This window comes from Candidatus Pantoea symbiotica (assembly GCF_056491525.1).
On sequence record NZ_JBSZHR010000002.1, the window covers coordinates 4,174,086 to 4,193,620 of the forward strand.

Genomic DNA, 19,535 nt, shown 5'->3' on the forward strand with positions numbered 1-19,535 from the left:
TTGTAGCGAAGCGCTGTGCTGAAGCGTTTCAGTTCATAGTTAGAGTTTTGTAACTTTTGTAAGGAATAGTAGGGGATATTAATCTTGTTAACAGGGTGTTATTTTCCTCGCCATCGGTAAGGTTTTACGCTTCTGGCGGCTTGCCGCATGCGTTCTCCACAACAATGGCGGTGCGAACCGTCTTACTGGACACCTGTTATGAAAATCTTAAAAAGCCTCTATTTTCAGGTACTGGTTGCCATCGGCATCGGCGTCCTGTTGGGCCACTTCTATCCTGAGTTAGGCGCGCAAATGAAGCCGCTTGGCGATGGTTTCGTTAAGTTGATCAAGATGATCATCGCCCCCGTGATTTTCTGTACGGTGGTGACCGGTATTGCCGGCATGGAGAGCATGAAAGCCGTTGGACGTACGGGCGCAGTGGCGCTGCTGTACTTTGAAGTGGTCAGCACCATCGCGCTGATCATCGGTTTGGTGGTGGTTAACGTGGTGCAGCCTGGCGCGGGCATGAACGTTGATCCGGCCACGCTGGATGCCAAAGCGGTCGCGGTTTACGCGCAGCAAGCGGAGCAGCAAGGTGTGGTCGCCTTCCTGCTGGATGTGATCCCGAATAGCGTGATTGGTGCCTTCGCCAGCGGCAATATTCTGCAAGTGCTGCTGTTTGCCATTCTGTTCGGCTTCGCCCTGCATCGTCTTGGCAGCGCCGGCACCGTAATGTTCAACGTCATTGAAAGCTTCTCGAAAGTGATCTTCGGCGTGATCAACATGATTATGCGTCTCGCGCCAATCGGTGCCTTTGGGGCAATGGCCTTTACCATCGGTAAATATGGCGTCGGCTCGCTGGTGCAGTTGGGTCAACTGATCATCTGCTTCTATATCACCTGCGTGCTGTTCGTGGTGGTGGTGTTGGGGCTGATTGCACGCTTCGCCGGCTTCAACATCTTTAAATTTGTCGCCTACATCAAAGAAGAGCTGCTGATTGTGCTCGGTACATCCTCATCTGAATCGGCGCTGCCGCGCATGCTGGATAAGATGGAGAAGCTGGGCTGTAAGAAATCGGTGGTGGGTTTGGTGATTCCAACCGGCTACTCCTTCAACCTGGATGGCACCTCGATTTACCTCACCATGGCGGCGGTGTTTATCGCGCAGGCGACCAACGCGCATATGGATGTGTTCCACCAAATCACGCTGTTAGTGGTGCTGCTGCTCTCCTCAAAAGGCGCAGCGGGCGTAACCGGCAGTGGCTTTATCGTGCTGGCGGCCACCTTGTCAGCGGTGGGACATTTACCGGTGGCTGGTCTGGCGCTGATTCTCGGTATCGACCGCTTTATGTCCGAAGCGCGCGCGCTGACCAATCTGGTGGGTAACGGCGTAGCGACCATCGTGGTGGCGAAGTGGGTCGGTCAACTGGATGAGAAACAACTGAATGCGACGCTTTCTTCAGGGAAAAAGGTGAATAACGCACCAGAAACCGCCGCATAACCTGCTATTTGCGTTAATTTGCCGAGAAATGCCCGCTGTCGCTTGCCCTGACAGCGGGCATTTGCATAATAAACCCCATTGATTTTTTTCCCGATTTTTTGCCTCGTTGCGCGACATCCTGACCTTCTCGTGGTCAAAGAGTCTGTTATTAAATAAACGTGGCGGCAAAATGCCGCACCGGTCACCCCAGATGTGGCCGAACATGCCGCGCTAACGAGCGTTGATCTGTTTGAGTAGGGGTTCACATGCAGGGCACCAGAATTCGGCTTTTGGTTGGCGGATTGCTACTGGCAGCGTCCGGTTTTGGCGTGCACGCCGAGACGCTCCAACCCGATCCCGCCTGGCAGGAAGGCAAACTGGACAATGGTTTTAGCTGGCAGCTGCTGACCACACCACAACGTCCAAGCGATCGTATTGAACTGCGCCTGATTGTTAACACCGGTTCGCTGGTGGAGAGTGCGCAACAAACTGGCTATAGCCATCTTTTACCGCGTTTAGCGATGGTGCATAACGCCACGCTGGACACCAATCAGCAACGCGCGCTGTGGCAGCAAGCCATGGATCCGCAACGTCCGCTGCCGCCCGCCATTTCGTCGTACGATTACACCCAATACAACCTGAGCTTGCCGAATAACCGCCCTGATCTGCTGAAAGAAGCGCTCAGCTGGCTGGCGGCGACCGCCGGGAAAATGACGATTAATGAGCAGGTGGTGGCTACTGCGTTAACGGCCACCGATCCGATTGCCACATGGCCCGCCAATACCCAGGATGTGTGGTGGCGCTACCGCCTGAAAGGTTCGGCGATGCTGGCGCACGATCCGGGCGAGCAACCGCGCGCGCCGGTGGATATCGCCCAACTCAACAGCTTCTATCAGCAGTGGTACACGCCAGACGGCATGACGCTGTACGTGGTGGGGAATGTCGATAGCCGCAGCATGGCGGAGCAGATCAACAAAGCTTTTGCGCCGCTGAAAGGCAAACGCGTGGCACCAGCCGCGCTGCCAACATTGTCTCCGCTGCCGCATCAGCCGGTGAATCTGGTGAATGGCGGCATGAGTCAGGATCGCCTGTCGCTGGTGTGGGACACCGCATGGCAGCCGATTCGCGATTCGCAGAATTTGCAGCGTTACTGGCAGAGCGATTTAGCGCGTGAAGCGCTGTTCTGGCATGTGCAGCGCGCGCTGGCTGACAGCAAAGCGCAAAGCGTGCAGGTTGGTTTCGATTGCCGTGTGCTTTATCAGCGCGCGCAGTGCTCGATCAACATGGACAGCCCGAACGCCTCTTTGCCGCAGAATATGAATCAGGTGGCGAAAGAGCTGGCGGCGGTGCGCGACAAAGGGTTACCGCAGGAGGAGTTTGATGCGCTGATGGCGCAGAAGCTGCTGGAGCTCAATAAGCTGTTTGCCACTTACGCCCGCACCGACACCGATATTCTGATGGGCCAGCGTCTGCGCTCGCAGCAAAATTCGGTCGTGGACATTGCGCCTGAGCAGTATCAAAAGCTGCGTCAGACGTTCCTCGGCGAGATGACGCGTGACCAGTTGAATCAGGAGCTGCGCCAGCAACTGTCGCAGGAGCTGACCATGGTGCTGATTCAACCGCAGGGTGAAGCCGAGACCAACGTGAAGATGCTGCAGGAAGGCTGGGATAAAGTGATGAAGCTACCGGAACCGCCAGCGGCTCCGGCTAGCCCGGAAGAAGTGAAGCCAGATAACAGCGCAGGCGCGGCGGAACAGACCGCGCCATCATCCTGATTATCAGGTCTTCGCTCTGAGCCATTCTGTTACCAGCATCGGCCAGCTTGCCAAAGGCAAATCTGCCACGCCACGGATACCAAATCCGTGGCCGCCTTTTTGGTAGAAGTGAATCTCCACCGGCACTTTGTGCTCACGTAGCGCGCTGAAGAACACCATGCTGTTGTTCACCGAAACCGACTCATCATCGGAGGCGTGAATCAGCAGCGTCGGTGGCGTTTGCGCATGCACGCGCGTTTCCATTGAGTAAGCATCAATCATTCTTTGATCCGGCCACGCGCCGAGCAAGCGGGTGCGCGCACCTTCATGCGCCAGACCTTCACGCATACTGATCACCGGATAAAGCAGCACCATCGCATCCGGGCGCGGCGTAAAGCTGTCGGCCTGATCCTGCACCGGATAGAGTTTCTCGCCAAAGCGCGTGCCGAGGCTGGCGGCAACGTGTCCGCCCGCCGAGAAGCCCATCATCACGATATATTTGCCGTTCAACCCGCACTGCGCACGTTCACGCAGCACGCGCACCGCACGCTGCGCATCAGCCAGCGGCGCGTCTGGACCTTCATGGTGACCGTCATACGGCAGGCGATACGTCATCACCGCCAGCGTGTAACCCATTGACGTGAAGAAGGTGGCGAGCGCGCTGCCTTCGCGGTCGATCAATACCCGCTGATAACCGCCGCCCGGTGCCACCAGCAGCGTGATGCCGTTCGAGGTTTCCGGATGCCAGATGGCAATCTCCGGGCAGCGCACGCCGGTGGCGGCGCGGTCATAAGGTTCGTACTCTTTGGCGAGATCGACGATTTGCGGCTGAGCGCGCGAATCGCTCGCGCCTGGCGCATCACCGTGTGGCCAGATATTGATGATTTCTGTGTGCATAAGTCAGTCCTGAGCGAGTCATGTTGTCGTTATTTTTTTCGCGGCCGGAGTAACAGCGTCCTGCTGTTATTGATTAAAACATGGTCTCTTTTGCCGCTGGCGTCCAGCCGAAAACCGCTGATTTCGCCAGTTTCGGACTATGCCTGGCGGCCAGATTTCGTGCCATAACGCATTGAATTTAAATCGATCTGATTAGCGTGGTTGAAGAAGTAGTACGGGTTTTGTTACAGAAGTGGATGAGTCAGGTGATTAGCGGAAATTGGCAGGGAAAAATGCTGCGTTAAGGCAAACTTTGCGGGTGGGTTTGTTAGCGGTGTTTATGGATTTGGTCGCCATAAATGGCGACCCTACAAATGTGCAGCAGGATTAACGCGGCATTGCGCTCAGCGGGATAATCGCGCCGCGATGCTGGATCACCGTGCTGGCGGTGAGATGGCCGCGTGCGGCGGCATCTTCAGCGCTGCCACCGGCTAAACGCACCGCCAGATAACCGGCGCTGAAGGAGTCGCCTGCTGCGGTGGTGTCGATCACTTTCTCTTTCGCCAGCTTGATGGCGGCGACGTCGCGCAGCGGCTCATCGCCGACCGCCACCAGACAGGAATCCGCACCGCGTTTGATGGCAATCTCCTGTACGCCAGCGGCGCGTGTGCGGGCAATCACCGCATCCAGCGGCTGCTCGCCCCACAGCAAATCTTCGTCGTCGAGCGTCAGGAATGCCATGTCGGTATGGCGCAGCATCTCGGCATACGCCTGCTGGGCGCTGGCTTTATCGGCCCACAGACGCGGCCGATAGTTATTGTCGAAAATCACCTTGCCGCCGTTCTGACGACAGGCGCTGAGCAGCGCCATCAATTTGTCGCGACTGGCCGCTGGCAGAATCGCCAGGCTGATGCCGCTCAAATAGAGATAATCGTAGTGCGCCAGCTGCTGGCAAATCTGGTCCGCTTGCGCGCTATCCAGCCAGAAACGAGCGGCAGCGTCGTTGCGCCAATACCAGAAAGTGCGCTCGCCGTGTTCGTCGGTTTCGATGAAGTACAGGCCTGGCATTTTATTATCGAGGCGCTGAATCAGCGCGGTTTCGACTTTTTCCTGCTGCCAGGCGGCGATCATCTGGTCACTGAAGCTGTCGGTGCCGAGTGCGGTGACATAATCGACACGCAGCTGCTGGTTATCTGACTGGCGCGCCAGATAAACCGCCGTGTTCAGCGTATCACCGCCAAAACCGCGTTTGATGTTCTCACCTTTCTCGGACAGCTCAATCATGCATTCGCCAATAATGGCGATTTTCTTCTGCGTCATGGTCTTCGGCCTATAGTGAATTCTGCCCTAGTCTCGCGTCTGGTATGGCAGTCGTCAATGGTTTTTAAAACGATGTTTTGATTTAACTTAAGGCAGTAAACCGTCGGCGCTACGGCGATTTAACGGCCAAAGCGCGTTTTGTTTTGCCGATTAAGCGCGAAGCACGCTGTTACACTCAACTATTCATGGGACTAACGAGATTGATAAAGTTATCCCGGCGATCGCCGATACTTGCCGCTGAGATGCTATTTGCAGGCACTCGACACCAACCAGGAAAAAACCATGGTGATGAAGAATTTGAGTCATCGGCTGCCTGTTTCAAATGAACTGGAACAACAACAGGAAACGCGTCTCTTCTGGCAGCAGTGCCAACGATTCTATACTTTCCAGCCGATTTATCAGGTTTCCGGCCGCTTGCTGGCCATTGAATTACTGACGGCGGTGACTCATCCCTCCGCGCCAGAAAAAAGGCTGTCGCCCGAAGACTATTTTGAAGCACTGACTATCGCGCAGCGGCTCGGTGTCGTCCAGGAACAACTCGAGCTGCTGATAACATGGTCACCGTTTTTCAATCAGCGTCAGCTGGTGGCGTCGGTGAATATCGACGGTCCAACGTTGATGGAGATTGAGCAGCATGAATCGATCCGCATGCTGATCGCTCAGCTGCCGTGGGTGCGCTTCGAACTGACGGAACATCATGCGCTGCCGCAGGAAGAGATGGTAGCGAAGATGCCAGAACTCGGGCCGCTGTGGCTGGATGATTTTGGCTCCGGCATGGCGAACTTCTCGGCGCTGACCGAACTGCGTTACGACTACATCAAACTCTCGCGCGAGCTGTTTATGCTGCTGCGCGCCAGCGATGAAGGCCGCTCAATGTTCTCGATGCTGCTGGCGTTGATTAACCGTTATTGCAACGGCGTCATCGTCGAAGGTGTGGAAACCGAAGAGGAGTGGCAACAAGTTCGCAGCTCGCCAGCCATGGCGGCGCAGGGCTACTTCTTCTCGCGTCCGGTGCCGTTTAGCGAGCTGGAACGTATGGCACTTGAGCTTCCCTGATCCCGTTCCGCGACGTCTCGACTATCCTTAGTCAGACGTGGAAGGGCAAGGAGGAAGCAATATGTCACGTACTCGAAAGATCCTGAGCTGGGTGTTCGGGATTTTTTTGTTATTGGTTGTAGTGATTGTGGTGATCATCGCCACCTTTGACTGGAACCGCCTGAAACCTACGATTAATCAAAAAGTTTCGGCCGAACTGAACCGACCTTTCGCGATTCGCGGCGATCTCGGCGTGGCCTGGGTTCGCAACCGCGAAGAACCAGGCTGGCGCAGCTGGGTGCCGTGGCCGCAGGTGCATGCCGACGATGTGATGCTCGGTAATCCGCCATCCATTCCTGATGTCACCATGGTGCATCTGCAGCGCGTTGAAGCGACGATTGCGCCGCTGGCGCTGCTGCATCAGCAGATCTACCTGCCGTGGATCAAGATGCAAAAGCCGGATGCGCGGCTGGTGCAAACCGCTGACAAAAAGAATAACTGGACCTTTGATCTCGCCAGCAGCCAGAACAGCGATGCTAATGCCGCGCCTTCTGCCTGGTCCTTCCGCCTCGACAACATCATGTTCGATCAGGGACAAGTGCGCTATCGCGACGCCGTCAATAAAGCCGACGTCACGGTAACCATCAATCCGCTGGGCAAACCGGTGCCGTACGCGCAGGTGGCGGGCGGCGACGATCAGCAGAAGGGCGCGGGTGATTTTGTCTTTGGCTGGCAGGCGAACGGCACCTACAACAATCAGAAGCTGGATGGCGACGGTAAAATTGGCGGCATGTTATCGCTGCGCAGTAAAACCACGCCGTTCCCGCTGCAGGTGGATGTGCGCAATGGCACCACACGCGTGCGCATTGATGGCACCTTGCAGGATCCGCTCAATCTTGGCGGGCTGGATGTGCGTTTGCGCTTCGCGGGCGATACGCTGGCGAATCTGTATGGCCTGACCGGCGTGCTGCTGCCTGATACGCCGCCGTACGAAACCGACGGCCATTTGATTGCGCGTTTCAATGAGGAGAAAGGGCCGCTGTTCCGCTACGAGAAGTTTAACGGCCACATCGGCGACAGCGATATTCACGGTTCACTCGTTTATCGTCAGGGCAAACCGCGTCCCACTTTGACCGGTGAACTGACCTCAAACCAATTGCGGATGGAAGATTTGGGGCCGCTAATTGGCGTCAATTCCGGCAAAGGCAGCGAGAAAACGCAACAAGCCAAAGCACAACGCGGCGATGCCTCAACGCAGCCCGCCGATCGTGTTCTGCCGCATGACAAGTTTGATACCAAGAGCTGGGATGTGATGGATGCGGATGTGAAGTTTAGCGGCAAACGCATCGAACACAGCAGCAAGCTGCCGCTCAGCGATCTCTATACCCATCTGCAATTGAAAAACGGCGACCTGCTGCTCGATCCGCTGCGCTTCGGGATGGCCGGCGGCAGCATCAACTCCACCATTCATCTGGAGGGCGATCGCAGCCCGATGCGCGGACGCGCCGATTTGCACGCGCGTAAGCTACGCCTGCGTCAGCTGTTCCCGGATGTCACCGCGATGCAAAACAGTTTGGGCCAGCTTAACGGCGATGCCTCGCTGAGTGGCACCGGCAATTCGGTGGCGGACTTACTGGGTACCAGCGATGGCGAACTGAAGCTACTGATGAATGATGGCCTGATCAGCCGCAGCCTGATGGAGATTGCCGGACTGAACGTCGGTAACTATGTGGTTGGCAAACTGTTCGGCGATGACGAAGTGAAGATCAACTGCGCGGCAACCGATCTGAACATTCGGCAGGGCTTAGCGACGCCAAAACTGTTCCTGCTGGATACTGAGAACGCGGTGATCAACGTGACGGGCAACGTCAACTTCGCCAACGAACGCATGGACTTGTCGATCAATCCGGAGAGTAAAGGGATTCGTATCATTACGCTGCGCTCGCCGCTGTATGTACGCGGCACCTTTAAAAATCCGGATGCCGGCGTGAAAGCCGGGCCGCTGATTGCGCGCGGTGCTGCAGCGGTGGCGCTCGGTGCGGTAGTTGCACCGGCCGCCGCGTTGATCGCACTGATTTCGCCTAGCGATACCGACGACAATCAGTGCAATAACGTGCTGCAGCAGATGAAGAATCAGAAGTGATCAGTTACGCCACAGCACTTTGATGATGTGGTAACCAAAGGCGGTTTTCACCGGTCCGTAAGGTTGTAGCAGCGGACAGGAGAAGACCGCCTTATCAAATGCCGGCACCATTTGCCCTTTACGAAATTCACCCAAATCACCACCGTTGCGCCCGGATGGGCAGGTAGAGTGTTTCTTTGCCAGCTGCTGGAAGTTCGCGCCTTTCTCAAGCTGCGCGAGCAGGGATTTGGCCTGCGCTTCCTCTTTCACGAGGATATGTAAAGCCGCCGCGGTTTTCGCCATGATGAAGTCCTAATGTGTATAATCCGGCCATTATAACCCTGTTTCTTTTGATCCCACTGAGCGAATTCCGTTATGCGTTTAAACCCCAGCCAACAACGAGCTGTCGAATTTGTCACCGGTCCTTGTCTGGTGCTGGCCGGTGCTGGCTCGGGTAAAACCCGCGTGATCACCAACAAAATCGCTCACCTGATCCGCGAATGTGGCTATCAGGCGCGCCATATCGCCGCCGTGACCTTTACCAATAAAGCCTCGCGCGAGATGAAAGAGCGTGTGGCGCAGACGTTGGGGCGTAAAGAGGCGCGCGGCCTGATGATTTCCACCTTCCATACGCTGGGGCTAGAGATCATCAAACGCGAATACAAGGCGCTGGGTATGAAAGCCAGCTTCTCGCTGTTCGACGATCAGGATCAGCTGGCCTTGCTCAAAGACCTGACTAAACAGTGGCTGGAAGAGGACAAGACGCTGTTACAGCAACTGATTTCCACCATTTCCAACTGGAAGAACGATTTGGTCGATCCGCAGGGCGCTGCGGGTTTAGCGCAATCGCAGCGCGACCAGATTTTTGCGCACTGTTATCAGCTGTATGACCAACACCTGAAATCCTGCAACGTGCTGGATTTCGACGACTTAATCGCACTGCCGACGCTGCTGCTGCAGCGCAATCAGGAAGTGCGCGAACGCTGGCAGCAGCGCATTCGCTACCTGCTGGTGGATGAGTATCAGGACACCAACACCAGCCAATATGAGCTGGTGAAGCTGCTGGTGGGTGCGCGGGCGCGCTTTACCGTGGTGGGCGATGATGATCAGTCGATTTATTCGTGGCGCGGCGCGCGTCCGCAAAATCTGGTGCTGCTGCAACAGGATTTCCCGGCGCTGGAAGTGGTGAAGCTGGAGCAGAATTATCGCTCGACGCAGCGCATCCTGAAATCGGCCAATATCCTTATTGCCAACAATCCGCACGTGTTTGAGAAGCGCCTGTTCTCTGAGCTGGGGCAGGGCAGCGAGCTGAAGGTGCTGAGCGCCAATAACGAAGATCACGAAGCGGAACGCGTGGCGGGTGAACTGATCGCGCATCACTTCATCAATAAAACCGCCTACAAAGATTACGCCATTCTCTATCGCGGCAACCATCAGTCGCGTGTGTTTGAGAAGCAGCTGATGCAGAACCGTATTCCGTATCGTATCTCGGGCGGCACATCGTTCTTCTCGCGTCCGGAAATCAAAGATTTGCTGGCCTACCTGCGCGTGCTAACCAATCAGGAAGATGACAGCGCATTCCTGCGTATCGTGAATACGCCGCGCCGTGAGATTGGCCCGGCAACGCTGCAAAAACTAGGCGAATGGGCCAACCTCCGCAATAAAAGCCTGTATCACGCCAGCTTCGATATGGGATTGGAGCAAACGCTGAGCGGGCGCGGGCTGGAGCATTTGCAGCGCTTTACGCACTGGCTGAATGAGATCGTCCAGCTGACCGAACGCGAGCCGGTTAATGCGGTGCGCGACTTGATTCGCGGCATCGACTACGAAAGCTGGCTGTTTGAAACTTCGCCCAGCCCGAAAGCGGCTGAGATGCGCATGAAGAACGTTAACCTGCTGTTCCAGTGGATGACCGAGATGCTGGAAGGCGATGAGCTTAACGAACCGATGACGCTGGCGCAGGTGGTGACGCGCTTTACCCTGCGCGACATGATGGAGCGCGGTGAGAGCGACGAGGAGCTCGATCAGGTGCAGCTGATGACGTTGCACGCCTCAAAAGGGCTGGAGTTCCCGTATGTCTATCTGGTCGGCATGGAAGAGGGTTTATTGCCGCATCAGAGCAGCATCGATGAGAATAATATCGAGGAAGAGCGGCGTCTGGCCTACGTGGGAATTACCCGGGCGCAGAAAGAGCTGACCTTTACGCTGTGCCGTGAACGCCGTCAGTACGGCGAGCTGATGCGCCCGGAACCGAGTCGCTTCCTGCTGGAGTTGCCGCAGGACGATGTTGTGTGGGAACGCGAGAAAAAAGTGGTGAGCGCAGAAGAGCGCGTGAAGACCGGACAGACGCGTGTCGCCGGGTTAAGAGCGATGCTGGAGAATGCGAAGAAGGGTTAATTGTTTCCTTCAGCCCACAAACCAGGCCTCAGGCGAGAACCGTTGCGAGCGCAGCGGAGGCAAGGCGAAAAGTTCACGGCAAAGCGGAGTTTACGTGTTGTAAATGAGCATTTGACGTGAACTTTTCAACGCAGCATCAGCAAGCAGAGCAGGTTCGATTAGGAGATAGTCAATAACCAGTGCACGTACGACTGATAATGACTCTCCTGCTCCAGCAGCTCAGAACGCAGCGGATGCACTTCGCGCCAGCCGGCTGGCAACGTCAAATGCAGCGCATCATCATCCGCCTGTAAACGCACGGCAGGCAAGGTGTCATCGCGGCGACGGCTGGAGAAGATAATTGCTAAGCGCAGCAAGCGGCTCAAACGCTCAGCCATGCGCGGCGGCACGGCGTTTTGCTGCGTCAGCAACGCCAAATCAATACTGCCGCTTTGGTTCTGCAGCAGGCAAGCCAGCATTTTTTTCTGTGCGGGAGTGAAGCCAGGAAGATCGAGATGACGAATCAGGTATGCGGCGTGTTGCGGTGCCTGACGGAAATCGACGCTCAGGCCAATTTCGTGGATGGAGCAGGCGCTAAGTAGCAGATCGCGACATCGGTTATCCAGCTTCCAACTGCTGCTCACCTGACGGAAGAAACTCTCCGCCAACTGACGCACGCGACCGGCCTGATCAATATCAATGGCAAAACGACGCTGCACGTTCTGCAATGTGCGGCTGCGGATATCGCGATCAACCGGCAGATGCAGCATGCCATACACTAAGCCTTCGCGCAGTGCGCCACCGGCTAGCGTCATACCTTCAATGCTCAGTTCCTGGAAGATAGCGATGAGGATCGATAAACCGCTCGGGAACACTAAGGCGCGCTCCAGCGTCAATCCTTCAATTTCCAGCTCTTCCAGCTTGCCGCACTGAATCGCGCGTTGTTTCAGCTGTTGCAGTTTGCTCAGGGTGATGCGCTCATCCATGCCCTGTGCCATCATAATTTCCTGCAACGCTTGTACGGTGCCTGACGCGCCGACACAGATTTGCCAGCCTTTCTCACGCAGCGCAGCGGCCACCGGACGGATCATCTCGCGTGCGGCCAGTTCGGCCTGCTCGAAATTCTCTTTTGCCAGATGACGATCGCTGAAATAGCGTTCAAGCCAGGTTACGCAGCCCATCGACAAGCTGAACAGCGTGGTGGCATGCGAGCCTTCGCCGGTCACCAGTTCGGTGCTGCCGCCGCCGATATCGACCACTAAACGCTGATCGGAACCGCCGGTGGTATGCGCTACACCCTGATAAATCAGGCGCGCTTCTTCTTCGCCGCTGATGACATTTACCGCGCAGCCAAGAATCTGTTCAGCCGTTGTGAGGAAATCCTGCGCATTTTCAGCAAGGCGCAGCGTGGCGGTTGCCACCACGCGGATTTGTTCCGGAGGAATATCCTGCAACTGTTCGGAGAACAACTTCAGGCACTGCCAGCCGCGTTGCATCGCCTCGGCAGAGAGATGATTCGCTTTGTCGAGGCCAGCCGCCAGACGCACTTTGCGCTTTATTCGCGCGACGGTCTGAATACTGCCAGACACCTCGCGCACCACCAACATATGAAAGCTGTTAGAACCTAAATCAATCGCTGCATAAAGTGACGATGCGCTTAGCATGGTGTGCTTAACCCGAACGTTTACGGTTGCTATTGCGCGGCGCGCCGCTCCGACGGTTATTGTTGTTACCGCCACGGCGAGGACCGTTTCCTGAACGACTGCGTTGCAGACGCTTCGGCGGTGGCAGTTCATTCAGCAAGGCATCGCTGTTGTACTTGCTCACCGGAATACCGTGACCGATGTACTCTTCGATTGCCGGCAGGTTCAGCGCGTACTCTTCGCACGCCAGGCTGATGGAGTGACCGCTGGCGCCCGCGCGGCCAGTACGGCCGATACGGTGAACGTAGTCTTCGCGATCGTCAGGCAGATCGTAGTTGAACACGTGCGTTACCGCAGGAATGTGCAGACCACGTGCCGCGACATCGGTGGCAACCAGGATATCCACATCGCCTTTGGTGAAGTCGTCGAGAATACGCAGGCGTTTTTTCTGCGCCACATCACCGGTCAGCAGACCCACGCGATGACCATCGGCAGCCAGATGACCCCAAATGTCTTCACAGCGGTGCTTGGTGTTGGCGAAGATGATGGCGCGATCTGGCCATTCTTCTTCTACTAGCGTCTGCAGCAAGCGCATTTTCTCTTCATTCGAAGGATAGAAAAGCTCTTCTTTGATGCGGTGGCCGGTTTTCTGCTCAGGCTCAACTTCCACGTATTCGGCGTTGTTCATGTGCTCAAACGCCAGTTCACGCACGCGGTAAGACAAGGTCGCAGAGAACAGCATACTCAGGCGTTGGGTGGCCGGCGGCATGCGGCGGAACAGCCAACGAATGTCTTTAATAAAGCCGAGATCGAACATGCGATCGGCTTCATCCAGCACAACAACCTGAATCGCGCCCAGGTTGACATGGTTCTGCTTGGCATAGTCGATCAGACGTCCGGTGGTGCCCACCAGAATATCGACACCATCAGCCAGCACTTTCAGCTGTTTATCGTAGCCGTCGCCACCATAAGCCAGGCCCAGCTTTAAGCCAGTGACCTTCGCTAATGGTTCAGCATCGGCATGAATTTGTACGGCGAGCTCACGCGTCGGGGCCATGATCAGCGCACGTGGCTGATTAGTCTGGCGACCTTCTGCGGCAGGATGAGAAAGAAGATAATGAAACGTTGACGTAAGGAACGCCATCGTTTTGCCGGTACCGGTTTGCGCCTGACCCGCAACATCACGCCCTGTAAGCGTAAGAGGCAACGCGAGCGCCTGAATAGGCGTGCAGTGGCTAAAGCCTTTAGTATCAAGGGCTTCTACCACCTGAGGGTGCAGGGCGAAGTCGGAAAACTTCTGTTCAGTTAAGTGTGTTTTGCTCATAGTGTGGTAGAATATCAGCTTACTAGCGCTTTACGAAAGCGTATCCGATGAAATAAAGTCAACCTACGTTGGTATCATTTCCGCCAATTCGCCAGGCGCAATCTTTTGGAGTTAAACATGAGCAGCGATAAGATCGTTCACTTGACCGATGACAGTTTCGACACAGACGTACTGAAAGCAGACGGTGTCACTCTGGTAGATTTCTGGGCTGAATGGTGTGGTCCTTGCAAAATGATCGCCCCAATTCTCGACGAAGTCGCAGAAGAGTACGAAGGTAAACTTACCATCGCTAAGTTGAACATTGATGACAACCCGGGTACGGCGCCGAAATACGGCATCCGCGGTATCCCAACTCTGCTGCTGTTCAAGAACGGCGAAGTGGCGGCAACCAAGGTTGGCGCACTGTCTAAAGGACAGTTGAAAGAGTTCCTGAACGCCAACCTGGCCTAAGCCCAGCGTGGTGTTTGTTCGGCAGTGGTGAATTTTGTCGCCACTGCTGGACGTCTCACTTTAAGCGTGTTAAGTTGAGTTCACTGCATTACGCTCTTACCTTGTAGTTTGCATCTAAGTTTTCCCTTGTCAGACCCTACTCGCAATGAACGTTATCGTGGTTTGGCAATCTGATGACTAGCACATTCGGCATCATCTTTCGACTGTCTCCTCGTTTCCTATCGCCACATCTGACGATAATCGTCGAGCTGAGTTGAAAAAGAGCCATTAACAGGCATGGAATTTTTGCCATACCACTCACGACAATCATTTCGAGAATTACCCCGAGTTTAAGAACCCATCACTATGAATCTTACCGAATTAAAGAATACGCCGGTTTCTGAGCTGATTACCCTCGGCGAAAATATGGGGCTGGAAAACCAGGCGCGTATGCGCAAGCAGGATATTATTTTCTCTATCCTGAAACAGCACGCAAAAAGCGGCGAAGACATCTTTGGTGATGGTGTGCTGGAGATATTGCAGGACGGATTTGGTTTCCTCCGTTCTGGAGATAGCTCCTACCTCGCCGGTCCCGATGATATCTACGTCTCTCCTAGCCAAATCCGCCGTTTCAACCTCCGCACTGGTGACACCATTTCTGGCAAGATTCGCCCGCCAAAAGAAGGTGAACGCTACTTTGCGCTGTTGAAAGTTAACGAAGTTAACTACGACAAGCCGGAAAACGCGCGTAACAAGATTCTGTTCGAAAACCTTACGCCGCTGCACGCCAGCAAGCGTATGCGTATGGAACGCGGTAATGGCTCGACTGAAGACCTGACCGCACGCGTGCTGGATCTGGCTTCTCCGATTGGTCGTGGTCAACGTGGTCTGATTGTGGCACCGCCGAAAGCGGGTAAAACCATGCTGCTGCAGAACATCGCGCAGAGCATCGCTTACAACTATCCAGATTGCCTGCTGATGGTGCTGCTGATCGACGAACGTCCGGAAGAAGTGACCGAGATGCAGCGTCTGGTTAAAGGTGAAGTTATCGCTTCGACCTTTGATGAGCCAGCGTCACGTCACGTGCAGGTTGCTGAGATGGTGATCGAGAAGGCTAAGCGCCTGGTTGAGCACAAGAAAGACGTGATCATCCTGCTTGACTCCATCACGCGTCTGGCGCGTGCTTACAACACCGTGGTTCCAGCATCAGGTAAAGTCCTGACCGGTGGTGTGGATGCCAACGCCCTGCATCGTCCGAAGCGTTTCTTCGGTGCGGCACGTAACGTGGAAGAGGGCGGCAGCCTGACCATCATCGCGACCGCGCTGGTTGATACCGGTTCGAAGATGGACGAAGTGATTTACGAAGAGTTTAAAGGTACAGGTAACATGGAATTGCACCTCTCGCGTAAAATCGCCGAGAAGCGTGTATTCCCAGCGATTGATTACAATCGTTCCGGTACCCGTAAAGAAGAGCTGCTCACTACTCAGGAAGAGCTGCAGAAGATGTGGATCCTGCGCAAAATCATCCATCCAATGGGTGAAATCGACGCGATGGAGTTCCTCATCAACAAACTGGCCATGACCAAAACCAACGACGAATTCTTCGATATGATGAAGCGTTCCTAAGTTGCGATCGGCGAGTCGCTAAGCCAAGCGGTGATTCGCACAATTTGCTAGGAAATATTGCTAACGCCACGTCTTAACGTGGCGTTTTTTATTTATGGGCATTAGGATTAGCGCAGTCAGGAAGCTTTTAAAATGACTGCGGCAGAGATGCGGGTGTTTTTTCATCAATCAGGCTTTTCTGCAGCAGAATTCGGAATAGGGATATATGGCAATGGCAGGTGTTTTGCATATTGTTGTCCACGATTTTAGCTGAGAGCATTAACGTGAATTTACTCACTATGAGTACTGAGCTTGGTTTAGTTTTTCTTTTTACTTTAGTGTTCCTGTTTTTTGCTCGCAAAGCAGCTAAAAAAATTGGGCTCGTGGACACACCAAACTCCAGAAAAAGGCACCATGGCGCCATTCCGTTAGTTGGCGGTATTTCCGTGTACGCGGGGATCTGCTTCGCATTTGCCATCTCAAATTATTATTTACCGCACGCCATGCTTTATTTGAGCTGCGCGGGCGTATTGGTATTGGTTGGCGCACTGGACGATCGCTTCGATATCAGCGTTAAAATCCGTGCACTGGTGCAGGCGGCGGTCGCGATTGTGATGATGGTCGGTGCCAAACTCTATTTGCTCAGTCTGGGCTTTATTATTGGGCCGGTTGAGTTGATCGTCGGTCCCTTTGGCTACGTCTTGACGCTGTTCGCCGTATGGGCCGCCATCAACGCGTTTAACATGGTGGATGGGATTGATGGTCTGCTTGGCGGCCTCTCCAGCGTCACCTTCGCTGCGATCGGCATCATTCTCTATTTCGACGGCCAGACCAGCCTCGCCATGTGGTGCTTTGCGATGATCGCCGCCACCATTCCTTATATCCTGCTCAATCTCGGTTTGATTGGCCGTCGCTACAAAGTGTTTATGGGCGATGCCGGCAGCACCATGATTGGTTTCACCATCATCTGGATTTTGCTGGAAACCACTCAAGGCCTGAGCCATCCGATTACGCCCGTCACCGCGCTGTGGCTGATCGCCATTCCGCTGATGGATATGGTGGCGATTATGTATCGCCGCTTGCGTAAAGGCATGAGCCCGTTTTCCGCTGACCGCCAGCACATTCACCATTTGATCATGCGCGCCGGATTCACCTCACGTCAGGCGTTCCTGCTGATTACCGTTGCCGCCGCGATTCTGGCGGGTATTGGTGTGCTCGGCGAGTATCTGGCTTTCATCCCGGAATGGGTGATGCTGGTGCTGTTCATGATGGCGTTTCTCCTTTACGGCTATTGCCTGAAACACGCATGGCGCGTGGCGCGCAAAATCCGTCGCATTAAACGTCGCTGGCAAAGCAGCGAAGATAAAAAATAAATTACCCAGAAAAGTACCCTGATAAGGATTTTGTTATGACCTCTGTCGTTGTGGAGAACGAACTGGATATGCGTGGCCTTGGCTGCACGCTCTGGCGTGGCAAACGCTGGATCATTGGCCTGGCGCTGCTGTTTGCGCTGGTTGCCTGGCTGGCATCGATGTTAATGAAGCAAGCGTGGAGCACCACGGCGGTGACCGATCGTCCAACGGTGAATATGTTGGGTGATTTCTTCGTGCAGCAACAATTCCTCAATAATCTGGATGTGCGCACCAATACGCTCAATCTCAGTTCGCCAGCCCCAACCGTGATGGATGAGGTTTATCAGGAGTTCACCATGCAGCTGGCATCCTGGGATACGCGTCGTGATTTCTGGCAGCAGACTGAATACTTCAAAAGTCGCAAAAGCGGTAACGCGCACAACGATGCGGCGCTGCTCGACGACTTGATCACCAACATCCAGTTCACCGCTGCCGACCCGGCGCGCAATATCTTAGATAACATCAAGCTGGTCGCCGAAACCGCCAGCGATGCCAACAATCTGCTGCGTCAATACATTGCCTATGCCAGCGAACGTGCGGCGCGTCATCTGAATGCGGAACTGAAAGGCGCCTGGCAGGCGCGCAGCGTGCAACTGGCGTCGCAGGTTAATCGCCAGCAGGAAGTGGCGCAGTCGGTATTTGAACGTCAACGCCAGCGCATCGAGCAGGCACTGAAAGTGGCGAGCGAGCAGGGCATTAAAGAGAACCGCGCACCGGCAACCGGCGAGGCGCTGTCAGACAGCGATCGTTTCTTGCTCGGGCAGCAAATGCTGCAGGCGCAACTTGACACTTTACAAGCCAGCGGACCTGCTTACGATTTAAGCTATGATCAAAACAAAGCGATGCTGAGTACGCTGCAGGCCGGGCCGCGTCTGGATAAACAATTCCAGACTTACCGCTACTTGCGCACCCCGGAAGAGCCGGTGTCGCGCGACAGTCCGCGCCGCCTGTTTATGATGATCATGTGGGGCGTGATTGGCGCGCTGGTCGGTGCGGGAGTGGCGCTGGTGCGTCGTCCGCGTTCAACGTTAGCAACGAGCCATTAAGAGAAGCCACGTGAAAGTTCTGACGGTATTTGGCACGCGTCCTGAAGCGATCAAAATGGCTCCGCTGGTGCAGGCGCTGGCGCAGGATGCTGCGTTCGAGTCGCGCTTATGCGTCACCGCACAACATCGTGAAATGCTCGATCAGGTGCTGCGTTTGTTCCAGCTGCAGCCTGATTATGATCTGAATATCATGCGGCCGGAACAAGGGCTAACGGAGATCACCAGCCGCATTCTGCAGGGTATGAAAACCGTTCTGGCCGATTTCCAGCCGGATGTGGTGTTAGTGCACGGCGATACCACCACCACGTTTGCGGCGAGCCTGGCGGCGTTTTATCACCAGATTCCCGTGGGTCATGTGGAAGCAGGATTGCGTACCGGCAATCTGATGTCGCCGTGGCCCGAAGAGGCCAATCGCACGCTCACCGGCCATCTTGCCAGCTATCACTTCACACCCACGCAAAACTCGCGGCAAAACCTGCTGCGTGAGAATTTGCCCGATGCGCGCATTTTCGTCACTGGCAACACGGTAATTGATGCGCTGTTGTGGGTGCGTGACCGCGTGCTGGACGACGTCGATCTCAATGCACGACTCGCCGCGCGCTATCCGTTCCTCGACGCTGACAAAAAGCTGATTCTGGTCACGGGGCATCGCCGCGAAAGTTTTGGCGACGGCTTCGAACGCATTTGCAGTGCGCTGGCGCACATCGCGCGCCAGCATCCGCAGGTGCAAATTGTCTATCCTGTGCACCTCAATCCCAACGTCAGCGAGCCGGTTAATCGCATTCTCAGCGGTATCGAAAACATCATCCTGATTGAGCCGCAAGAGTATCTGCCGTTTGTCTGGCTGATGAATCGCTCGTGGCTGATTCTTACCGATTCCGGCGGCATTCAGGAAGAAGCACCATCGCTGGGTAAACCGGTGCTGGTGATGCGTGATACCACCGAGCGTCCGGAAGCAGTGGACGCAGGTACGGTGAAACTGGTCGGCACCGATATCAGTAAAATTGTCGCTGAAGTCAGCCTGCTGTTGCAGGACGATGAAGCCTGGCAGGCAATGAGCCGCGCGCACAATCCGTATGGCGATGGTCATGCCTGCGCGCGCATCTTGCAGGCCCTAAAACAACACAGAGTCTAA

15 protein-coding genes are annotated in these 19,535 nt (G+C 55.2%); 10 read left to right on the forward strand and 5 right to left on the reverse strand.

Annotated features, from left to right (window positions below):
* Window positions 1-198 precede the first annotated feature (198 nt).
* Both ACXIZX_RS20065 and ACXIZX_RS20070 read left to right on the forward strand, forming a co-directional pair.
* A complete protein-coding gene (locus ACXIZX_RS20065) occupies window positions 199-1,479 on the forward strand; it encodes a dicarboxylate/amino acid:cation symporter (RefSeq protein ID WP_008105722.1) in 1,281 nt (426 codons plus the stop codon).
* A 245-nt stretch (window positions 1,480-1,724) separates the two neighbouring features.
* Window positions 1,725-3,233, forward strand: coding sequence for a M16 family metallopeptidase (locus ACXIZX_RS20070; protein WP_179452841.1), 1,509 nt, complete (start codon window positions 1,725-1,727; stop codon window positions 3,231-3,233).
* Between the two features lie 3 nt (window positions 3,234-3,236).
* Here the strand turns inward: ACXIZX_RS20070 and ACXIZX_RS20075 are convergent, their stop codons facing one another.
* Window positions 3,237-4,109: an alpha/beta hydrolase gene (locus tag ACXIZX_RS20075; protein WP_479404801.1), complete on the reverse strand. Its 873-nt coding sequence runs from the start codon at window positions 4,107-4,109 to the stop codon at window positions 3,237-3,239.
* A 366-nt stretch (window positions 4,110-4,475) separates the two neighbouring features.
* On the reverse strand, window positions 4,476-5,408 hold the full coding sequence (kdgK, locus tag ACXIZX_RS20080; RefSeq protein WP_154181945.1) for a 2-dehydro-3-deoxygluconokinase: 933 nt from the start codon (window positions 5,406-5,408) through the stop codon (window positions 4,476-4,478).
* Between the two features lie 282 nt (window positions 5,409-5,690).
* Here kdgK and pdeH point away from each other — a divergent pair, with 282 nt between their 5' ends.
* The gene (gene pdeH, locus ACXIZX_RS20085) at window positions 5,691-6,464 is read left to right on the forward strand and encodes a cyclic-guanylate-specific phosphodiesterase (RefSeq protein ID WP_479404802.1); all 774 of its coding nucleotides are present in this window, start codon (window positions 5,691-5,693) and stop codon (window positions 6,462-6,464) included.
* A 61-nt stretch (window positions 6,465-6,525) separates the two neighbouring features.
* Window positions 6,526-8,586, forward strand: coding sequence for an AsmA family protein (locus ACXIZX_RS20090; RefSeq protein WP_479404803.1), 2,061 nt, complete (start codon window positions 6,526-6,528; stop codon window positions 8,584-8,586).
* On the opposite strand, the gene ppiC is transcribed toward ACXIZX_RS20090, so the two are convergent.
* Entirely contained in the window at window positions 8,587-8,868 is a 282-nt protein-coding gene (gene ppiC, locus ACXIZX_RS20095; RefSeq protein WP_008105734.1) for a peptidylprolyl isomerase PpiC, read from the reverse strand.
* A gap of 72 nt (window positions 8,869-8,940) precedes the next feature.
* On the opposite strand from ppiC, the gene rep reads away from it, so the two are divergent.
* A complete protein-coding gene (gene rep, locus ACXIZX_RS20100; RefSeq protein WP_479404804.1) occupies window positions 8,941-10,962 on the forward strand; it encodes a DNA helicase Rep in 2,022 nt (673 codons plus the stop codon).
* 158 nt (window positions 10,963-11,120) lie between these two features.
* Here rep and ppx read toward each other — a convergent pair whose 3' ends face one another.
* Both ppx and rhlB read right to left on the reverse strand, forming a co-directional pair.
* Entirely contained in the window at window positions 11,121-12,605 is a 1,485-nt protein-coding gene (ppx, locus tag ACXIZX_RS20105; RefSeq protein ID WP_061719353.1) for an exopolyphosphatase, read from the reverse strand.
* Between the two features lie 7 nt (window positions 12,606-12,612).
* Window positions 12,613-13,908, reverse strand: coding sequence for an ATP-dependent RNA helicase RhlB (gene rhlB, locus ACXIZX_RS20110; protein ID WP_061719354.1), 1,296 nt, complete (start codon window positions 13,906-13,908; stop codon window positions 12,613-12,615).
* A 117-nt stretch (window positions 13,909-14,025) separates the two neighbouring features.
* Between rhlB and trxA the strand changes: the two genes are divergently transcribed.
* The 5 genes from trxA to wecB all read left to right on the forward strand — a co-directional run bounded on the left by trxA (window position 14,026) and on the right by wecB (window position 19,535).
* Complete coding sequence (trxA, locus tag ACXIZX_RS20115; protein ID WP_008105741.1) at window positions 14,026-14,358, forward strand: thioredoxin TrxA; 333 nt, start codon at window positions 14,026-14,028, stop codon at window positions 14,356-14,358.
* 345 nt (window positions 14,359-14,703) lie between these two features.
* On the forward strand, window positions 14,704-15,963 hold the full coding sequence (gene rho, locus ACXIZX_RS20120) for a transcription termination factor Rho (protein WP_008105744.1): 1,260 nt from the start codon (window positions 14,704-14,706) through the stop codon (window positions 15,961-15,963).
* A gap of 278 nt (window positions 15,964-16,241) precedes the next feature.
* Window positions 16,242-17,315: a UDP-N-acetylglucosamine--undecaprenyl-phosphate N-acetylglucosaminephosphotransferase gene (gene wecA, locus ACXIZX_RS20125; RefSeq protein ID WP_008105746.1), complete on the forward strand. Its 1,074-nt coding sequence runs from the start codon at window positions 16,242-16,244 to the stop codon at window positions 17,313-17,315.
* Window positions 17,316-17,350: 35 nt separating this feature from the next.
* Window positions 17,351-18,400 (forward strand): ECA polysaccharide chain length modulation protein, encoded by a 1,050-nt coding sequence (wzzE, locus tag ACXIZX_RS20130; protein ID WP_479404805.1) that lies wholly within the window; start codon window positions 17,351-17,353, stop codon window positions 18,398-18,400.
* Between the two features lie 10 nt (window positions 18,401-18,410).
* Window positions 18,411-19,535 (forward strand): non-hydrolyzing UDP-N-acetylglucosamine 2-epimerase, encoded by a 1,125-nt coding sequence (gene wecB / locus ACXIZX_RS20135; protein WP_479404806.1) that lies wholly within the window; start codon window positions 18,411-18,413, stop codon window positions 19,533-19,535.